Raw genomic sequence first — 17,360 nt, forward strand, 5'->3', positions numbered from 1 at the left:
TCCGCCTATCGCCTCGTTCAGTCGGTCACTGGCCGGCCGGCTTGAGCTTGAGGAAGATCTCCGAGTGGTCCGGGCGCGACCAGACGGCCGGGAACGCGTAGAGGTCCTCCTTGGTGGGCCAACCGGTGAACTTCTTGGCGTTGTACTCGCTCGTGGTGCCGCCGGTCAGCACCGGGATGTACGGGATCGACTCCTCGATCCTGGTCTGGATGGTGTCGAAGTACGGCTGGCGGGCGGCGTCGTCCTCCGGGTCGATGCCCTTGAGCGCGTTGAGGGCCGCGTCCACCTCGGGGTTGGAGAACCGGGAGAAGTTCGGGTTCGCCGCCTCGCCGACCTTGGCCGTGGTGGCCGTGCTGTAGAAGTAGGACGCGTTGTAGAACGGGTCGGGAGCCGGGCCCTGGTAGGTCGAGTCGATCAGCAGCTCGAAGTTGCCGCGGCCGCGCGCGTCGGACCACTCGTTCCAGGACACCTGCTGCGCGGTCACCTTGATGCCGACCTTCTGCAGCTGCTGGGCCATGGTGTCGACGGCGGTGATGTAGTCGGTCCAGCCGGCGACGACCTTGAGGGTCATGGCCAGCGGCTTGCCGTCCTTCGCGTAGACGCCGTCGCCGCCCTTGGTGTAGCCGGCGGCCTCCAGCAGCTGCGTGGCCTTGGCCTCGTCCGGCTGCATCGGCGCGGTCTTCTCCTTCAGCTTGCCCGAGACCTGGTCCTTGTCCCGGTCGACCAGCGCGGAGCCGGGCGAGATGTCGCTGGAGGTGTTCTCGAAGGCGAGCGCGTTGATCTGCGTGCGGTTGATCGCGTAGTAGATCGCCTTGCGCACGGCCACGTCGGTCTGCGGGCCCTGGCAGCCGAGGGCCGCGTTCGAGCAGGTGAACAGGGCTGTCTGGTTCATCGGGATGGTGATGGCCTTGTAGCCCGGGTAGTTCTTCTCGACGTTCGCGATGTCCGGGACCGGGCCGGTCTGCCAGTCGATCTGGCCCTGCTTCAGCGCGGCCTCACCGGACTGGTTGCCCGACAGCGCCAGGTAGCGGACCTTCTTGAGCGCCGGCGCGCCGGCGTAGTAGTCCGCGTTGGCCTTGAGCGTGAAGGCCTGGTTCTTGAACTCCTCCAGCATGAACGGACCGGTGCCGACCGGCTCCTTGACCACGTCGGTGGCCGGCGTGGCGATGTCCTTCCACTTGTGCTCGGGCACCATCCAGATCCGGCCGAGGACCTGCGGGCCCTCCAGGTAGGACGGCTCGGCGAACTTGATCGACACGTGGGTGTCGTCCACGGCGGTCGCGACACCCTTGTAACCCGTGCCGTTCATGGCCGCGTTCTTGGTGATCAGGTCGAGGGTGAAGACGACGTCCTTGGCGGTGAACTTCTGGCCGTCGGTCCACTTGGCGTCGTCGCGCAGCTCGACGTCGAGCTGGGTGCCGTCGGCGTTCCACTCGAAGCTCTTGCCCAGTCGGGGCCTGGGCTCCACGTCGCGGATGTTGTTGAAGAAGAACAGCGGCTCGAAGATCGTGCCGGGCCCTTCCAACGTGGTCGGCGAGAACGGGTTGAAGTTCAGCTGCCAGTCGCCGGACTGGCCGGTGTACACGATCAGCGTGTCCTTGTTCGCGTCACCGCCCGCGCTCGATCCACCACACGCGGTCGCCAGCAGGGCGACCGCGGCCAGTCCGGCCGCCGCCATGCGCGCCCGTGAGAAGCGCCTTGCCTTCAGGGACATCGTCGATTCCTCTCGTGGCCCGAGACCGGCCGCGGTCCCGCGTTGAGGCAGATTGTTAAGTCATCGAAGAAACGAAGTCAACACCTCCGCGTCATCTGCCGGTCAAGTTGCTACTCTTCGTCCAACGAACGAACTAAGACGAACGCGGGGGACCACGTGAGCGGACCGGCGCGGGCGACGCAACATGCGAGCAGCAAGTCCGCCGTGCTGGACGTGATCCGCGCGGCGGGCACCATCAGCCGCGTCGGCCTGATCAACGCCACCGGCTTCACCGGGGCCACGATCTCGACCGTCGTCCGCAAGCTCATCGACGAGGGTTTGGTCGTGGAGACCGGGCGGGCCGAGTCGACCGGCGGCAAGCGGCGGGTGCTGCTGCAGCTCAACCACTCCTCCCGCTACGCCGTCGGCGTCCACCTGGACCACGCGGGCATCACGTACGTGCTGACCAATCTCGGCGGATCGGTCGTGGCGCGCATTTCGAGGGCCGGCGCGGGCGCGGCGGAACCGCGAACCGTGGTGGCGCGGATGGCGGCCGAGGTGAAGGGCCTGATCGACGGCGTCGGCGTCGAGCACAACCGCGTGCTCGGCCTCGGCCTCGTCTCGCCCGGACCGCTCAGCTCGGACACCGGCATGGGCCTGACCCCGCCGTCCATGCGCAAGTGGGAGGACTTCCCGCTGGCCCAGGAGCTGGAACGGGCGACGAGCCTGCCGGTGGTGCTGGACAACGACGCCACGGCGGCGGCGTTGGGCGAGCACTGGTCGGGGGCGATCGGCGGGACGGCCATCTCGGCGGCCTTGTACATGGGCACGGGCATCGGCGCGGGCCTGGTCATCAACGGCATCACCTACCGCGGCAGCAGCGGGAACGCCGGGGAGATCGGCCACATCTGCGTGGACGCGGACGGGCCGGAGTGCTGGTGCGGCGCGCGCGGGTGCGTGGAGGTGCTGGCGGGACCGGCGGCGGTGGTGGCGGCGGCCCGCGCGGACGCGGCGCTGGCCGGGGCGGCGGGGCTGACCGGGCGCGCGAGGTCGGTGTCGTCGGACTTCGCGGCGGTCAGCCGGGCGGCCCGGCGCGGCGAGCCGTCGGCGTTGGCGATCCTGGAGCGGTCGGCGCGCTACATCGCGGTGGCGGCGCGGACGCTGGCGAACATCATGGACCTGGAGGTCCTGGTGCTGACCGGGCCGAGCTTCGCCATCGCCGGGTCGGTCTACCTGCCCGTGGTGCGCGACGAGCTGGACCGCGCCTTCTTCTCCCGCGCGGCGCACGGCGTCGACGTGCGGCTGTCCCGCTCGGCCGCCACGGCGTCCGCGATCGGCGGTGCGGCGCTCGTGCTGCAGTCCGAGCTCGTGCCGCTGCACGAGGGCCTCAGGCTGCCGGAGAACCTGGCCGACTCGGAGCCCGCCGCGCTGGCCGACTCGGGCAGCTGACCGCGGGCCCGGGCGTTCGGCGGCCCGGCGCGCGGAGTCAGGTGCGGGCGGCCCAGAGCAGGCCTCGTTCGACCATGGTGCGCACCGGCGGCAGCTCCAGGTCGGCCGGGTGGTGGCCGATCGTGCAGGCGAAGACGCGCCCGGCGCCCCAGCGGCGGGTCCACACGGCGGGCACGGTCAGCGGCGCGTGCCACGGCTCGGCGGCGGCGAACGTGGTGGTCGCGTGCACGTCGTCGAGGCCGTCGGTCAGCACCCAGTACTGCTCGGTCCGCAGTTCGAACCCCGTCAGACCCGCCACGATCGGGTGGGTCGACGTGATCTCCACCCGGTGGTCCACGAAGCCGCCGGGGTGGTCGACGAACTGGCCGCCGACCAGCCTCAGGTAGCCGCGCGAGTGGCGGAACGCGTCCACCAGGCCGCCGTGCCACCCGGCCAGTCCCGTGCCCGCGCGCACCGCCGACTCCAGGCACGTGAACTGGTCGTCGGTCAGCACGCCGTCGCTCCAGCACTGGACGACCAGGTCGTACCCGCCGAGGCGCTCGTCGTAGACCTCCAGCGAGTCCGACACGTCGACCGCGAACCCCGACGAGCGCAGGAACGGCAGGAACGCGTCCGTCGCCGCCACCGGGGAGTGCCCCTCCCAGCCACCGCGAACCACCAGTGCCTCCACGGGTCGCACCCTAAGGCCGGCGGTCAGGACCGGGCCACCAACCCGACCAGGTGGTTCACCAGGCCCTCGGTCAGGCCCTCCCGCACCAGCTCGCCCGCCGGCGGGCCGCCCAGCTCCCGCATCACCTGCGCCACCGCGTCCGTCGGGTTCGCGTGCGGCCACAGCCCGGCCGTCATCACCACCACCACGCCCGCGAAGTGGTGCGCGGCGGCCTCGTCCAGCACCGGGACCGCGACCCGCACCAGATCGGCCAACCGGCCTCTGTGCTCGGCGGCCCGGCGCTTGACCACGCGCGCGAAGTCCACCCGGATGTTGCGCTCCAGCACCCCCGCCATGCCGCTGACCAGCTCGCACAGCAGCGGCCGGCCCAGCAGGGTCGTCGCGACCGCGGTGGCCGTGCCGACCGCGTCGGCGGCGCCCGGCGCCAGCTCGCCCTCCAGCTCGTCCAGCCAGGCGCCCCACTCCTGGTCGAGCACCTCCAGGAAGATCGCCTCCCGGCTGTCGAAGTACCGCAGCACGTTCGACTTCGCGAGTCCCACCCGGTCGCTCAGCTCGCGCAGGCTGATGTCGGCGACGGGCCGCTCCCGCAGCATCGCGCACGCCGCGTCGAGGATCGTGCGCCGCCGCTGCTCCACCTGCTCGGGCCGGCGGGCGCGCTTGAACTCCACCGCCGCAGGCTAACAGCCCACCGGTCTGTTGCCGGCTCCGCCGACCGGGGCGCATGACCGGCGGCACGCGGGGTAGCCGGCTTGGGTGCAGACGTTCCTGCCGTGCGCCACCTTCGCCCGCAGCGCCGCCGTGCTCGACTCGCGGCGGCTCGGCAAGCAGCGCGTGGAGACCGCCCAGATCCTGCGCGCCCTCGTCTGGCCCGAGTACGGCTGGAAGCGGCACCCGGCGGTGCTGATGTGGCGCGGTTTCACGCCCGCGCTGGTCGCCTACGGCGTGGCCGTGTGCGACGAGTGGCGGCGGCGCGGCTACCGCGACGGGATGCGCGCCTCGTTCCTCGACTACACCGGCGGCCGGGAGCCGACGTGGTCGTGGTGCCTGGCCGAAGGTCTCCTGCCGCCGTGGCTCGGCGACGACGACCTGCACCGCAGCCACCGGTCCGCCCTGCTGCGCAAGGACCCCGACCACTACCGCCCGCTGTTCCCCGACGTGCCGGACGACCTCGACTACGTCTGGCCGGGGCCCGCGCTCCCGCTGGACGTCCCCGACACGCCCGGCCTGGTCGCGTGCCGCGTCGACCGCCCTCCCCTGCCCGACGACGACCACCCGCCGCCACCGCCGCTGGACCACCGGCCCGGCCCGTCGATCGCCCGTCAACCCTCCGAGGCCGACCTGGCGGCCATGCGCGCCGAGGCGACCGACCCGCGCCAGGTCCGCTTCTTCCGCCGCGGGCAGCGCCTGCCGGCCCCGACCAGCCGGTTCACCCTCCGCCTGAAGGTCTGAGAAGAAAGTTCCGCCGGTGTGTCGATCCGGCGGGGTCCCCGTTCGTCGCATCAGTGAGACCAAGAGATGGGGAGCCCGAGATGACCACGACCGACACCCGCCGCGCCGCCACCCGCACCACCGCCGCCATCGCCACCCAGCGCAACGACCTGGTGCTCGCCGCCTTCCGGGTCGTCGTGTCGTTCCTGTTCGGCCTGCACGGCCTGCAGGGCCTCGGCTTCCTCGGCGGCGTCGACGGCCAGGGCGGCGCCGTCCCGTTCGGCTCGTGGCCGGGCTGGTACGGCAGCGTGATCGAACTGGTCGGGGCCGCCCTGGTGCTGCTGGGGCTGGCCGCGCGCCCGGCGGCGCTGGTGCTGTCCGGCGCGATGGCCTACGCCTACTTCACCGTCCACCAGCCGGCAGCGCTGCTGCCGATGCACAACACGGGCGAGTTGGCCGCCGTCTACAGCTGGGTGTTCCTGCTGCTGGCCGTCCTCGGCCCGGGGGCCTTCACGGTCCGGCGCGCCCTGCGCCGCTGACCTCGACACCAGCCCAAAGACATCAGCCCCAGAGACACAAGCCCAAGAGACACAAGCTCCGAGACACCAGCCCTGAGGGCGCGCCTCCAGCCGGAGACGCGCCCTCAGGCGTGTCCGGACGCGTTCATGCGCGTTCAGGCGTGTTCAGGTCGCACGAGCGTGGGCACCCTGCGGGCATGGCCGAGAACCCGATCAAGTACCCGGGGTTGACCGACGACGTCCACCCCACCCCGGACCACGGTGAAGAGACCTACCGCGGCACGGGACGGCTCACCGACAAGAAGGCCGTGATCACCGGCGGCGACTCCGGCATCGGCCGCGCGGTCGCGCTGGCGTTCGCGCGCGAGGGCGCGGACGTGCTCATCTCCTACCTGCCCGCCGAGGAGAAGGACGCCCGCGACACCGCGCGGCTCGTCGAGGAGGCCGGGCGCAAGGCGGTCGCCGTGCCCGGCGACCTGACCGACGAGTCGCAGTGCGCGGCCGTCGTGGCGCGCGCGGTCGAGGAGTTCGGCCGGATCGACGTCCTGGTCAGCAACGCCGCCTACCAGATGGCGCAGGAGGGCGGGCTGCTCGACATCACCACCGAGCAGTTCGACCGGGTCATGAAGACGAACGTGTACGCGATGTTCTGGCTGTGCAGGGACGCCGTGCCGCACATGCCCGAAGGCTCCTCGATCATCACCACGTCGTCCATCCAGGGTTTCCAGCCCTCCTTCCAGCTCCTCGACTACGCCACCACCAAGGCCGCGATCGTGAACTTCACCAAGGGCCTGGCGCAGAACCTGGTCGACCGGAAGATCCGGGTGAACTCGGTGGCGCCCGGTCCGGTGTGGACGCCGCTCATCCCGGCCACCATGCCGCCGGAGAAGGTGGAGAGCTTCGGCGAGCAGTCGCCCATGGGTCGCGCCGGTCAGCCCGCCGAGCTCGCGCCGCTGTACGTCTTCCTCGCGTCGGCCGAGTCCAGCTACATCACCGGCGAGGTCGTCGGCGTGACCGGCGGCTCACCGATCACGTGAAACCCGCAGGTCAGCGACCTGGAGAAAAATCTTGGAAAAAACTCGGGCCCGGTTGTCGATCCACGCCCCCGTTCGTTCGTCGCGTCAGCAGAGGCCAGGATGGACGGCCGGACGAACCGACAGGGAGAACGACATGCGTTTCATGGTGATCGTGAAGGCGAACGAGGACACCGAAGCCGGCACCCAGCCCACCGCGGCGGAGCTGGAGGCGATGGGCGCGTTCAACGAGGAGCTGGTGAAGGCGGGCGTGCTGCTGGCGGGCGAGGGGCTGCACCCCAGCTCCAAGGGCGCGCGGGTCTACTTCTCCGGTGACAAGCGCACCGTGGTCGACGGCCCGTTCGCCGAGACCAAGGAGCTGATCGCCGGGTTCTGGCTGCTGGAGCTCAAGTCGCTGGAAGAGGCCGTCGAATGGGTCAAGCGGGTGCCGAACCCCACCGGCGACGAGTCGCAGATCGAGATCCGGCAGGTCTTCACCGAGGACGACTTCGTCAACGCCTCGGACGAGCTGAAGGACCGCGAGCGCGAGCTGCGCGCCCAGCAGGAGGCCCGCGCCGCCCAGGGCTGAGCCCGCCCGCCCCGCTTGCCCACGCGCATCGGTAGCTGATCTGATCCCGGGTCGTGATGGCTACCGATGCGCGTCGCGCGGTCGAGGCGGTGTGGCGGATCGAGTCCGCCCGCCTGATCGCCGGGCTGGCCCGGATGGTGCGCGACGTCGGTCTCGCCGAAGAGCTGGCCCAGGACGCGTTGGTCAGCGCCTTGGCGCAGTGGCCCGAGCACGGCGTGCCGCGCAACCCCGGCGCGTGGCTGATGACCGCGGCCAAGAACCGGGCCGTCGACCTCATCCGCCGGGACCGGAACTACCGGCGCAAGCTGGAGCAGGTCGGGCGGGACACCGAGTTCGACCACGCGCCGGACGCCGCCGCCGAGGTCGGTGAGATCGACGACGACCTGCTGCGGCTGGTGTTCACCGCGTGCCACCCGGTGCTGTCCACAGAGGCGCAGGTGGCGTTGACCCTGCGCGTGCTCGGCGGCCTGACCACCGACGAGATCGCCCGCGCGTTCCTGGTGCCCGAGGCGACCGTGGCGCAGCGGATCGTGCGGGCTAAGAAGTCGCTGGCCAAGGCCGGCGTCCCGTTCGAGGTGCCGGAGGAGGACCAGCGGGCCGCCCGGCTGGCGTCCGTGCTCGGCGTGATCTACCTGATCTTCAACGAGGGCTACTCGGCCACCGCGGGCGACGACTGGATGCGCCCGGCGCTGTGCGAGGACGCGGTGCGGCTGGGCCGGGTGCTGGCCGGGCTGATGCCGCGCGAGCCCGAGGTGCACGGCCTGGTGGCGTTGATGGAGGTCCAGGCGTCCCGGGCCAGGGCGCGCGTCGGGCCGGGCGGCGAGCCCGTGCTGCTGCTGGAGCAGAACCGGGCCCGCTGGGACCAGCTGCTGATCCGGCGCGGCCTGGACGCGTTGGCGCGGGCCGAGTCGTTGGGCGGCGCCGGCGGGCCGTACGCGTTGCAGGCGGCGATCGCGGCGTGCCACGCGCGGGCCCGCGTGCCGGAGGACACCGACTGGACCCGCATCGCCGGGCTGTACGAGAGGTTGTCGCTGGTCGCGCCGTCGCCGATCGTGGAGCTGAACCACGCGGTGGCGATCGGCATGGCGTTCGGCCCGGCGGTCGGGCTGGAACTGGTGGACGAGTTGGTCGACGAACCCGCGTTGACGGGCTACCACCTGCTGCCGAGCGTGCGCGGCGACCTGCTGGCCAAGCTCGGCAGGCACGCCGAGGCGCGGGAGGAGTTCGAGCGGGCCGCCGGGCTGACCCGCAACGAGCGGGAGCGCAAGCTGCTGCTGGACCGCGCCGCCGCCTGCTGACCCCGCCGGTCGGTCCCGCTCCCCTCACGGCTGCGACGGCGCGGTGAACGCGGCCGACCGGCGGACGACCACGGCGGAGACCAGGCCGCACGCCGCCGCGACGGCCACCGCCGCGGGCAGGGCGTGGCGGTCGAGGAAGACGCCGCCGACCCAGGCGCCCAGGGCGATGCCGACCTGGAAGGCGACGATGTAGACCGCGGACGCGAGGTCCGGCCGGTCGGTGGCGGCGCGCAGGACGGCGGCCTGCAGCACCACGGCCATCCCGCCCGACGGCACGGCCCACAGCACCACGGCGACACCCGCCACGGCGCCCGAGGCGGGGCCGGCGACCAGCAGCAGGAGCATGCACGCGGCGAGCCCGCCGGTGACCGTGAGCGCGGTGGCCCGCGGCCGGCCGTCCACGTGCCGGCCGAACAGGACCAGGCCCAGCAGCCCCGCCGCACCGTGCGCGAGCAGCAGGACCGACGTCCCGGCGCTCGTCAGGTGGACGTAGTCGGCGATGACCACGGTGATGTAGGTGAACACCGCGAAGTGCCCCGTCACCACGACCACCGTGACCAGGTCGACCGGCAGGAGGGACCGGTCGGTGACGGCGCGGCGGATGGCCGACGACCCCCGGCCCGGCGCCGGGCGCCGCACCGGCATCGGGTCGACCGTCACGCGGATCGCCACGGCGGCGAGCGCCGCGACGCACGCCATCGCGACCACCGCGGACCGCCAGCCGACGACCGCGCCGAGCCACGAGCTCAGCGGCAGCCCGACGAGGAAGGCCAGCGAGTTCCCGGCGAACACCACGGCGGTGGCCCGGCCGACCCGGTCGGGTCCGAGCAGGCGTGCGGCCATCGGCGCGACGACCGACCAGAAGACCCCGTGGCCCACGGCCGACACCAGCCGCGCCACCACCGCGACGCCGTAACCCGGCGCGACGGCCAGCAGCAGGTTGGACAGCACGATCGCGGCCACCGTGACCAGCGCGGTCGTGCGGCGGTCCCAGCGGGCCGTCAGGGCGACCAGCGGCACCACCGACACGGCGACCACGACCGCGTACCCGGTGACCAGCAGCCCGATCGCCGACTCCGTCACCCCGAGGTCCGCCGCCAGCTCGGACAACAGCGCCACGGGCAGGTTCTCCGACGTCACCGACGTGAAGCAGGCGGCGCTGAGCGCCACCAGGGCCACACCCGACCTCCGCATTGTGTAACGATACACAGATACGCTGGCCCCATGTCCGGCCCGAGGTCGTCCCGCGTGACCATGGCCCTGGTGGCGCGCCGCTGCGGCGTCTCGCCGATGACCGTGTCGTACTGCTACAACCAGCCGGACCGGGTCGCGCCCGGGACGCTGCGCCGGGTCCTCGCGGTGGCCGCCGAGCTGGGCTACCCGGGACCGGACCCGACCGCGCGGTCCCTGCGCCGCCGCCACAACGGCGCGATCGGCGTCGTGCTCGGCGAGCACCTCGCGTACGCGTTCGAGGACCCGCAGGCCCGCCGCTTCCTGACCGGCGTCGCCGAGGTCTGCCGCGAGCGCGGCGCCGGGCTGAACCTCATCCCGACCACCGGCGAGGACCAGGACGTCGACCGCGTCCGGTCGGCCTCCGTGGACGGCTACATCGTCTGGACGACGGTCGACTCCGACCCCGTGCTCGGCGTGGTGAGCGGCCTGGACAAACCCGTCGCCGTGCACGGCGGCCCGGCCGTCCCGGGCGCGCGGGTGGTCTCCATCGACAACCGCGCCTCGGCCCGCGAGCTGGCCGCGCGCGCGTTCGCCGACGCCCGCCGCCCGGCCGTGCTCAGCTTCCCCTTCGACCGCGACCGCAGGCCCCGCCTGGAAAGCGGTCCGGACCCGGACCTGGTGCGGTTCCCGGTCACCCGGGACCGGCTGCTGGGCGTGCACGACCACTGCCGGGAGGCGGGCTTCGACCCGGCTCTCCTGCCGGTCGCCGTGGTCGCGCGCAACGACCGCGCCGACGCCGCCGCCCTGGCCGACGCGCTGCTCGACCGCGGTGTCGACGCCGTGGTCGCCATGAGCGACCAACTCGCCTTCGCCGTCCTCGACGCGGCCCGCCGCCGCGGGCTGCGCGTGCCCGACGACCTCGCCGTCGGCGGCTGGGACGACGGCCCGGACGCGCGCCGGGAAGGCCTCACCACCATCGCCCAGTCGCTGCACGACCAGGGCCGGACCTGCGCCCTGATCGCATTGGGCGACCGGCCGCCGAGCCGTGGACCCGGGTGGACGGCCACCGTGCGGAACAGCACGAGGTGACCGACCGCGGGAAGCACACCTCCCTGCTGCGCAACCGCGATTTCGTCCGCTTCTGGGCCGCCGACGCGGTGTCGCTGGTCGGCACGGCGATCACCACGTTGGCGCTGCGGGCGGTGGCGGTGCTGACGCTCGGCGCGTCCGCCACCGAGGCGGGGGTGCTCGAAGCGGCGCGCCGGCTGCCGTACCTGCTCTTCGGCCTGGTCGCGGGCGCGTTGGTGGACCGGCGCAGGCGGCGGCCGGTGCTGATCGGCGCGGACCTGGCCCGCGCCGCCGTGCCGGCCCTGATCCCACTGGCCGCGTTCACCGGCGCGTTGACCATGCCGTCGGCGGGCTGCTCGGCGCGTCCCTGTCCGGGCCGGTCGGCAGGCGGTTCGGCGTCGGACCGGTGATCGTGGCGGCCCGCCGGCTCACCCCGGTCGGCTACGCGCTGGCGCCGTTGGCCACGTGGGCCACCACCGGGTTGGCGCTGCTGTGCGCGGCGCAGTCCGTGTTCTTCCTGTCCGCCATCCTGGACGCCCCGGTGGAGATGGGGTACCGGCAGTCGGTCACGCCCGACCGGCTCATGGGCCGGATGAACGCCACCATGCGGTCGGTCAACCGCGCCATGATCGTGTTCGGCGCGCTGGTCGGCGGTGTGCTGGCCGACCTGCTCGGCAACCGGTCCGCGCTGTGGATCTCCGTGACCGGACTGGTCGCCACGGCCACCGGCATGACCTTCTCCGCCGTCCGCCGGGCACGGCTGTAGCGCCCGCCCGGTTGTACGGTGGGCGCGGTGGAGCTGCGCACCGCCAAGGCGGCCGACTACGACCAGGTCACCGCCCTGGACGACTCGTTCACCACCGACACCGTGCTGCACGTCGTGGCCGCGCCGGGAGGTTTCACCCTGCGTCCCGAGCCGGTCGACCCGCCGGTGCGCAAGGTCTTCCCGCCCGACGACGACCTGGGCGGCACGGTGTTCGTCGCCGCCGACGGGCCGCGCGTGCGCGGGTTCGTCACCGTCGGCTTGGCGAGCTGGCACCGGCGGTTGGTGATCCAGCAGGTCACCGTCGCACGGGGGTACCGAGGGCGCGGCATCGGCCGGGCGCTGGTGGAGCACGCTTGCGCGCACGGCCGCGTGCACGGCGCGCTGACCGCGTGGCTGGAGACGTCCTCGGTGAACGTGCCCGCCGTGCGCGCCTGCGAACGGCTGGGTTTCGCGTTGTGCGGTCTGGACACCACGTTCTACCGGGGCACGCCCGCCGACGGCGAGGTCGCGCTGTTCTTCGCCCGCGACCTCTAGCAGTAGGTCGCCGCGGGCAGGTTCCCGGCCGCGTACGCGCCCGGCGGCACGCCCATGGTGGCCCGGAACTCGCGGCTCAGGTGGGCCTGGTCGTAGTAGCCCAGCTCGACCGCCAGCCGCGCCCACCCGCCGCGCTCGCCCCGGGCCACCACCCGGCGCACCCGGTCGACCCGCGCGTACTGCTTGGGCGACAACCCGACCGCCTTGGTGAACAACGTGCGCAGGTGCCGTTCGCTGACGTCCAGCGCACGTGCCGTCTCCGCCACGCCTCTCGTGCGCAGCAACCGGGCCGCCGCGTGCACCAGGTCCGACCGGCTCGGATCGGTCGACTCGAGCCGGCTCAGCAGCGCCGACCGCAACGCGGCCACGTCGCCCACCGGCCGGCCCCACACCTCGCTCAGCGGCACGACCTGCCCGACCAGCTCGTCCACCGGCACGTCCAGCACCGCCTGCGCCCGCCCCGGCGTCAACCGCACGACGGTCCGCCGCGCGTCCTCCCGCCCGGTCGTGTAGCGGGCCCGGTCGCGCGGCCCGACCACGAACGCGCCGCTGGACGCCGTGCACACCACCAGCGTGGTGGCCGTGTCCGGCGCGTGCACGAACTTCCCGCCGCCGAACGACTGGGTGCCGATGCCGGCGACCCACGGCCGCAAACGCTCTTCCACCCCCACGACAACCGCCGAAACGTCCAAGACGTTCCCGGTCGCCTGCCCGAAGACTGGTCCCATGCTGCTGATCACGGGTGCCACCGGCACCACCGGCCGTGAAGTCGTCCGCCTCCTCACCGACCGCGAGGTCGCGTTCCGCGCCCTGTCCCGCACGCCGACCGGTGACCAGGTGCACGGGGACCACACCGACCCGGCGTCCCTCGACCGGGCGATGGAGGGCGTGGACGGGGTGTTCCTGCTCGGTCCGGGCACCTCCGACCTGCCCGCCTACGAGCTGGCCGTGCTCGACGCGGCCGAGCGGGCCGGCGTGCGGAAGGTGGTGAAGCTGTCCTCGATCCCGGTCGGCCCGGTCGCCGGGTGGCACGGGCCGGGCGAGGAGGCCACCCGCGCGTTCCCGGCTTGGACGCTGTTGCGCGCGAGCCTGTTCGCGACGAACTCGGTGCAGTGGGCGCCGCGGGTCGCGGCGGGCGAGCCGATCCCGAACCCGACGGGCACGACGAAGCTCGGCGTGGTGGACCCGCGCGACCTCGCCGAGGTGGCGGTGCGCGCCCTGCTCGACGACGACCACCACGGCCGCACCTACACGCTCACCGGTCCGGAACTGCTGAGCGTGCCGGATCAGGTGGCCGTGCTGTCGGACGTCCTCGGCCGCCCCCTGTCCACTGTGGACCTCCCGTTGACGGCGTTGCCGCCGGAGTACGCGGAGGGCCTGCGCGCGGTGCTCGGCGGTGAGGGCTCGTTCCTGTCCGACGACGTGGCCGCGGTGCTCGGGCGGCCGGCCGTCGACTACGCCACCTGGGCGCGCGAGAACTACCCGAGGGCCTAGCCGGTCGCGCCCAGCCGCCGGATGCCCTCGCGGGCGATGTCGGTGCGCGACCGCACGCCGAGCTTCGCCAGCACGTGCGACACGTGCGTGGCCACCGTGCGGCCGGACAGGAACAGCCGTTCCCCGATCTGCCGGTTCGACAGCCCCGCCACCACCAGCTCGGTGACCTTCAGCTCCATCGGCGTCAGGCTCTCCCAGCCGTGCGTGGCCCGCCGGTGCTTGGCGTGCGGGCCGCGCCGGATGCCGTGCTCGCGCAGCCGGGCCAGCAGGCGGGTCGAGTCCCAGTCCGCGCCGAGCTCCGCGTGCACGTCCACGGCCTGGCTCAACGCCTCCCGCGCCGAGGCCCGGTCGCCTGCCGACGCGTGCAGCTCCGCCGCCGCCGACAACGCCTTCGCCCGGAACAGCGGCCGTCCCGCGACCCGGTACTCCTCGGCCGCGCGCAGCAACCCGGCCGGGTCCGCCGACACCAGCGCCCGGCAGTACGCGGCGGATGCCCGGCGGTGCGGCACGGCCGGTTCGACGGCCAGCCACTCGGCGTGCGCGACGGCGGCGGAGGCGTCCTCGCCCAGCTCCACGGCCAGCCGCACGAAGTCCGGCAGCAGGTCCTCGGCGCCGTCCCACCCGGTCAGCACCGACCACGCCTCGCGCACCCGGCCCGCCTGCTCCAGCGACAGGCTCACGGCCAGCGCCAACGGGCCGATCACGTGCCCTTCCAGTCCCGTGCCCGCCGCGTCGAGGTGCCGGCGCGCGCCCACCGCGTCACCTCGGTGCAGGTGGATCAACGCCGCCACGCCGTGGTCGCACCGCGACACCATCGGGTGCTTCAGGTCGTCGGCGAGCAGGTCGACGTCGACCAGCGCCTCGTCCCACCGGCCCGCGTCCAGCAGCAACTGCCCCAGCGCGCTCTGCGCCTGCCCGAGCCGCACCAGGTTGCCGACCTGGTCGGCCGCGTGCCGGACCACCTGCGCGGACGCGATGGCCTCCGCACCCCGGTCCAGCTCGCCCAACGTCACGGCCTGGTTGATCTGGAGCAGCAGCCTCAGGTCCGACGTCGCCGGCTCGCCCATGGCGACCGCCAGCGCCCGGTCGAACAGCGGCAGCGCCTCGGTCATCCGGCCGCGCGCCATCGCCACGATCGTGCGCACGTGCAGGGCCCAGCTGGTGGCCCACCGGTCGCAGCCGACCAGCGCCGCCTGCGCCAGCCGTTCGGCGTCGTCGAGCCCGCCGACGTCCCAGTGCGCGCGGGCGGCCAGCACGAGCAGCCGCGCCCGGTCCGAAGCGGTGACGTCCGGCGCCGCGAGCGCGCGCTCCACCTCGACCAACGTCTCCGCCGAACGCCCGGTCATGCTGCGGCACTGCGCCAACGTCCAGTGCAGGTCGACGAGCGTGCCGTGCTCCAACCCGGCCAGCGCCACGGCCTCCGCGCCGTGGTGGTCGCCCAACCGGAACCGCGCCTCGGCCAGGTGCGCCAGCAGCACGCCGCGCCGGCCGCCGGTGTTCGGCGCGACCACGACCCGGCCGAACAGGTCCACGGCGGCTTCCGGCGCGTGCGCGACGAGCATCGAGCCGTGCACGACGAGCCAGTCCGCCACCCAGTCGGGCAGCCGGTCGTCGGCGGCGAGCAGCTGCCGGGTCACCCGGTCCACGCCCGCGCCCGTGTCGGCCAGCGCCCGTGCCGCCTCGGTGTGCCACGCGCCCCGTGCCGCCTCCGGCACTTCGTCGTACAGCGCGGTGCGCACCAGCGGGTGCCGGAACGACAGGCCGGCCGTGCCGTCCACCAGCACGCCCGCCACGGTCGCCTCCTGCAACGCGGGCAGCAGCTCCACCACGCGCAGACCGAGCACGGCGGCCAGGTCGGCGACCGGGAAGTCCACGCCGAGCAGCGCGGCGGCCACCAGGACCCGCCGCACGTCCGCGCCGAGGAACCCGATCCGGTCGGCGATCGCGGCCGACAGCGACGGCGGCACGCCCGCGTCGACCAGCCGGGCCGTGCCGGTGGCGTCGACCCGGATCGCCGACCCCCGCAACAGCGCCTCGACCAGCTCCACCAGGTAGAGCGGGTTGCCGCCCGCGTCCTCGGCCAGCCGCGCCAACGCCTCGTCCGGCCGGCCGCCCGCCAGCCGGCCGGTCAGCTCCACCACGTCGGTCGGCGCGAGGCGCGCCAGCGGCAGCCGGGTCACGCCCTTGCGCAACGCGGCCAGGTCGGCGCGGCGCGGCAACGGCCGCAGCACGCCGATCAGCAGCAGCGGCAGTTGCGGCACGAGACCCGCCAGCCGCCGCCACACCGCGACGCTCGCCTCGTCCGCCCACTGCAGGTCGTCCAGCACCAGCACCACCGGGCCGATCGCGCACAGGTCGTCCACCCGGTCCAGCAGGCGTTCGGCGGTGACCGCCGCGCTCTCCGACCGGGCCGACGCGAGCGCGTCCAGCAGGGGTAACAGCGGGAGGGGCCGGCCGAGTTCGTCGCCCGCGCCCCGGCACACCCGGAACCCGCGGGCCGCCGCGACGTCGCACGCCGCGCGCACCAGCGCCGTCTTGCCGATGCCCGGCTCGCCCTCGACGAGCAGCGCGGTGCCCCGCCCCTGGGCCAGGTCGTCCACCAGCGCCAGCAGGCGGCCCAGCTCGCGCTCGCGCCCGGCGAGACGCAGTGTGACGGCGCGCACACCCTGAGAATACGTCCCAATCGTCAGGTTAACAAGATGTTACATTTTTTACCGATTAACCTGCCCACCGCACATTTTGCAGAATGTTCACGCCGATTACGCTGCACACGCTCCGGCGACTGCAACGGTTATCGCCGGAATTCCCGACCCCTGTCGACTGGAGAACGCATGCGTATCGGACGAGTGCTCATCGCCACCCTGGTGGTCACCTTCTTCACCACCGCCGCCGGAGTGGCAACCAGCCCGTTCGGTGGAATGCCCTACAACTGACCGGCGATATTCCAACCCTCCGGGAAAGATTCCACCCGGGTTGTCCGAATAACGACGAAAGGGCTCGCCCGGACAACGGCGTCGGGCGAGCCCGTCGTCCGGGCGGCCCTTTCGCCCTTCTTCACCCTGGACGTGGCCGCTACGCTGCGGAAGCGTGGCACCGGCCCCGACCCGAGGCGCCGCGCGCGTGGTGCGCTGCGGCGCGGTCGGGCTGTCCACCGGGCTGCTGGCCGTGCTCGCCCACGCGAGCGGCGGCGGCCACCTGCCGTCCCTGCCGCACGTGCTGGTGTTCGCGCTGGCCATCGCGTGGACGTGCGTGCCGCTGACCGACCGGCAGCTCGGGTTCCCCGAACTCCTCGGCCTGGTCGGCGTGGTCCAGGTGGCCGCGCACGTGTTCCTGGCCGTGCTGTCGCGGCACCCGCGCGACGTGCTGCCGTCGCCGTCGATGCTGCTGACCCACGTGGTGGCCACGGCGATCGTCGTCGCCGCCCTGGCGGGCTTCGAGCAGGCTGTGTTCCGGCTGGCCGCCGCCATCGCGGCCGTGCTGCCGCGCCGGCTGAGCGCGCCGCCCGCGTTCGCGCCGCTGCGCATCCCGATCGCCGCGCACCCGCAGCAGCCGCTGTCCGAGGTGCTGCGCCGCCGCTCGCTGCCCCGCCGAGGCCCGCCCCGCTCCTAGGTATGCGCACCTCCCCACCACCGTCCCGGCTCCGGGACCGGTGGCATCCCCCCATACC

General features: G+C 73.4%; 18 protein-coding genes. 12 read left to right on the top strand and 6 right to left on the bottom strand.

All coding sequences use genetic code 11. The annotated features are described in order from the left end of the window. Positions 1–25: 25 nt before the first annotated feature. Positions 26–1,714, bottom strand: coding sequence for an ABC transporter substrate-binding protein (locus tag IOD16_RS31440; RefSeq protein ID WP_123745672.1), 1,689 nt, complete (start codon positions 1,712–1,714; stop codon positions 26–28). Positions 1,715–1,870: 156 nt separating this feature from the next. Here IOD16_RS31440 and IOD16_RS31445 point away from each other — a divergent pair, with 156 nt between their 5' ends. Next, on the top strand, positions 1,871–3,142 hold the full coding sequence (locus tag IOD16_RS31445; protein ID WP_123745671.1) for an ROK family transcriptional regulator: 1,272 nt from the start codon (positions 1,871–1,873) through the stop codon (positions 3,140–3,142). Positions 3,143–3,179: 37 nt separating this feature from the next. Here the strand turns inward: IOD16_RS31445 and IOD16_RS31450 are convergent, their stop codons facing one another. After that, positions 3,180–3,812, bottom strand: coding sequence for a ThuA domain-containing protein (locus tag IOD16_RS31450; RefSeq protein WP_236594494.1), 633 nt, complete (start codon positions 3,810–3,812; stop codon positions 3,180–3,182). Between the two features lie 23 nt (positions 3,813–3,835). Beyond that, positions 3,836–4,480, bottom strand: coding sequence for a TetR/AcrR family transcriptional regulator (locus IOD16_RS31455; RefSeq protein WP_201437393.1), 645 nt, complete (start codon positions 4,478–4,480; stop codon positions 3,836–3,838). A gap of 85 nt (positions 4,481–4,565) precedes the next feature. Here IOD16_RS31455 and IOD16_RS41340 point away from each other — a divergent pair, with 85 nt between their 5' ends. The 5 genes from IOD16_RS41340 (at position 4,566) to IOD16_RS31480 (ending at position 8,658) form a co-directional block, all read left to right on the top strand. Beyond that, positions 4,566–5,261, top strand: coding sequence for an MSMEG_6728 family protein (locus tag IOD16_RS41340; protein ID WP_201437395.1), 696 nt, complete (start codon positions 4,566–4,568; stop codon positions 5,259–5,261). An 80-nt stretch (positions 5,262–5,341) separates the two neighbouring features. After that, positions 5,342–5,779, top strand: coding sequence for a DoxX family protein (locus IOD16_RS31465; protein ID WP_123745670.1), 438 nt, complete (start codon positions 5,342–5,344; stop codon positions 5,777–5,779). A gap of 176 nt (positions 5,780–5,955) precedes the next feature. Continuing rightward, complete coding sequence (locus IOD16_RS31470) at positions 5,956–6,795, top strand: SDR family oxidoreductase (RefSeq protein WP_201437397.1); 840 nt, start codon at positions 5,956–5,958, stop codon at positions 6,793–6,795. A gap of 133 nt (positions 6,796–6,928) precedes the next feature. Beyond that, entirely contained in the window at positions 6,929–7,360 is a 432-nt protein-coding gene (locus IOD16_RS31475) for a YciI family protein (RefSeq protein WP_123745668.1), read from the top strand. A gap of 56 nt (positions 7,361–7,416) precedes the next feature. Further along, on the top strand, positions 7,417–8,658 hold the full coding sequence (locus IOD16_RS31480; protein WP_201437399.1) for an RNA polymerase sigma factor: 1,242 nt from the start codon (positions 7,417–7,419) through the stop codon (positions 8,656–8,658). Positions 8,659–8,682: 24 nt separating this feature from the next. On the opposite strand, the gene IOD16_RS31485 is transcribed toward IOD16_RS31480, so the two are convergent. Continuing rightward, positions 8,683–9,852 (bottom strand): MFS transporter, encoded by a 1,170-nt coding sequence (locus IOD16_RS31485; RefSeq protein ID WP_236594495.1) that lies wholly within the window; start codon positions 9,850–9,852, stop codon positions 8,683–8,685. Positions 9,853–9,882: 30 nt separating this feature from the next. Here IOD16_RS31485 and IOD16_RS31490 point away from each other — a divergent pair, with 30 nt between their 5' ends. Genes IOD16_RS31490 through IOD16_RS31505 form a run of 4 tightly spaced genes read left to right on the top strand, consistent with a single transcriptional unit; the run spans position 9,883 to position 12,199 of the window. Then, complete coding sequence (locus tag IOD16_RS31490; RefSeq protein WP_236594496.1) at positions 9,883–10,920, top strand: substrate-binding domain-containing protein; 1,038 nt, start codon at positions 9,883–9,885, stop codon at positions 10,918–10,920. After that, positions 10,917–11,309 (top strand): MFS transporter, encoded by a 393-nt coding sequence (locus IOD16_RS31495; protein WP_201437400.1) that lies wholly within the window; start codon positions 10,917–10,919, stop codon positions 11,307–11,309. Before IOD16_RS31490 ends, IOD16_RS31495 begins: the two co-directional genes overlap by 4 nt. Beyond that, the gene (locus IOD16_RS31500) at positions 11,306–11,665 is read left to right on the top strand and encodes a hypothetical protein (RefSeq protein ID WP_201437402.1); all 360 of its coding nucleotides are present in this window, start codon (positions 11,306–11,308) and stop codon (positions 11,663–11,665) included. The genes IOD16_RS31495 and IOD16_RS31500 overlap by 4 nt, the downstream gene beginning before the upstream one ends. 27 nt (positions 11,666–11,692) lie before the next feature. Continuing rightward, entirely contained in the window at positions 11,693–12,199 is a 507-nt protein-coding gene (locus tag IOD16_RS31505) for a GNAT family N-acetyltransferase (protein ID WP_201437404.1), read from the top strand. Here IOD16_RS31505 and IOD16_RS31510 read toward each other — a convergent pair. Next, positions 12,196–12,864 (bottom strand): helix-turn-helix domain-containing protein, encoded by a 669-nt coding sequence (locus tag IOD16_RS31510; protein ID WP_201437406.1) that lies wholly within the window; start codon positions 12,862–12,864, stop codon positions 12,196–12,198. The genes IOD16_RS31505 and IOD16_RS31510 overlap by 4 nt on opposite strands. Positions 12,865–12,925: 61 nt before the next feature. On the opposite strand from IOD16_RS31510, the gene IOD16_RS31515 reads away from it, so the two are divergent. Then, positions 12,926–13,693, top strand: coding sequence for an NAD(P)H-binding protein (locus IOD16_RS31515; protein WP_201437408.1), 768 nt, complete (start codon positions 12,926–12,928; stop codon positions 13,691–13,693). Here the strand turns inward: IOD16_RS31515 and IOD16_RS31520 are convergent. After that, entirely contained in the window at positions 13,690–16,356 is a 2,667-nt protein-coding gene (locus IOD16_RS31520) for an ATP-binding protein (RefSeq protein ID WP_236594497.1), read from the bottom strand. The two genes, IOD16_RS31515 and IOD16_RS31520, sit on opposite strands and share 4 nt — an antisense overlap. Before the next feature lie 424 nt (positions 16,357–16,780). Between IOD16_RS31520 and IOD16_RS31525 the strand changes: the two genes are divergently transcribed. Beyond that, on the top strand, positions 16,781–17,302 hold the full coding sequence (locus IOD16_RS31525) for a hypothetical protein (RefSeq protein ID WP_201437410.1): 522 nt from the start codon (positions 16,781–16,783) through the stop codon (positions 17,300–17,302). The last annotated feature ends 58 nt before the right edge of the window (positions 17,303–17,360 follow it).

The sequence above is a fragment of the Saccharothrix sp. 6-C genome (assembly GCF_016695385.1).
Lineage (GTDB): Bacteria > Actinomycetota > Actinomycetes > Mycobacteriales > Pseudonocardiaceae > Actinosynnema > Actinosynnema texasense.

Coding starts and splice junctions, on each gene's coding strand:
- IOD16_RS31440 (WP_123745672.1), bottom strand. CDS start 1,714: ATGTCCCTGAAGGCAAGGCGCTTCTCACGGGCGCGCATGGCGGCGGCC.
- IOD16_RS31465 (WP_123745670.1), top strand. CDS start 5,342: ATGACCACGACCGACACCCGCCGCGCCGCCACCCGCACCACCGCCGCC.
- IOD16_RS31470 (WP_201437397.1), top strand. CDS start 5,956: ATGGCCGAGAACCCGATCAAGTACCCGGGGTTGACCGACGACGTCCAC.
- IOD16_RS31475 (WP_123745668.1), top strand. CDS start 6,929: ATGCGTTTCATGGTGATCGTGAAGGCGAACGAGGACACCGAAGCCGGC.
- IOD16_RS31480 (WP_201437399.1), top strand. CDS start 7,417: ATGGCTACCGATGCGCGTCGCGCGGTCGAGGCGGTGTGGCGGATCGAG.
- IOD16_RS31485 (WP_236594495.1), bottom strand. CDS start 9,852: ATGCGGAGGTCGGGTGTGGCCCTGGTGGCGCTCAGCGCCGCCTGCTTC.
- IOD16_RS31490 (WP_236594496.1), top strand. CDS start 9,883: ATGTCCGGCCCGAGGTCGTCCCGCGTGACCATGGCCCTGGTGGCGCGC.
- IOD16_RS31515 (WP_201437408.1), top strand. CDS start 12,926: ATGCTGCTGATCACGGGTGCCACCGGCACCACCGGCCGTGAAGTCGTC.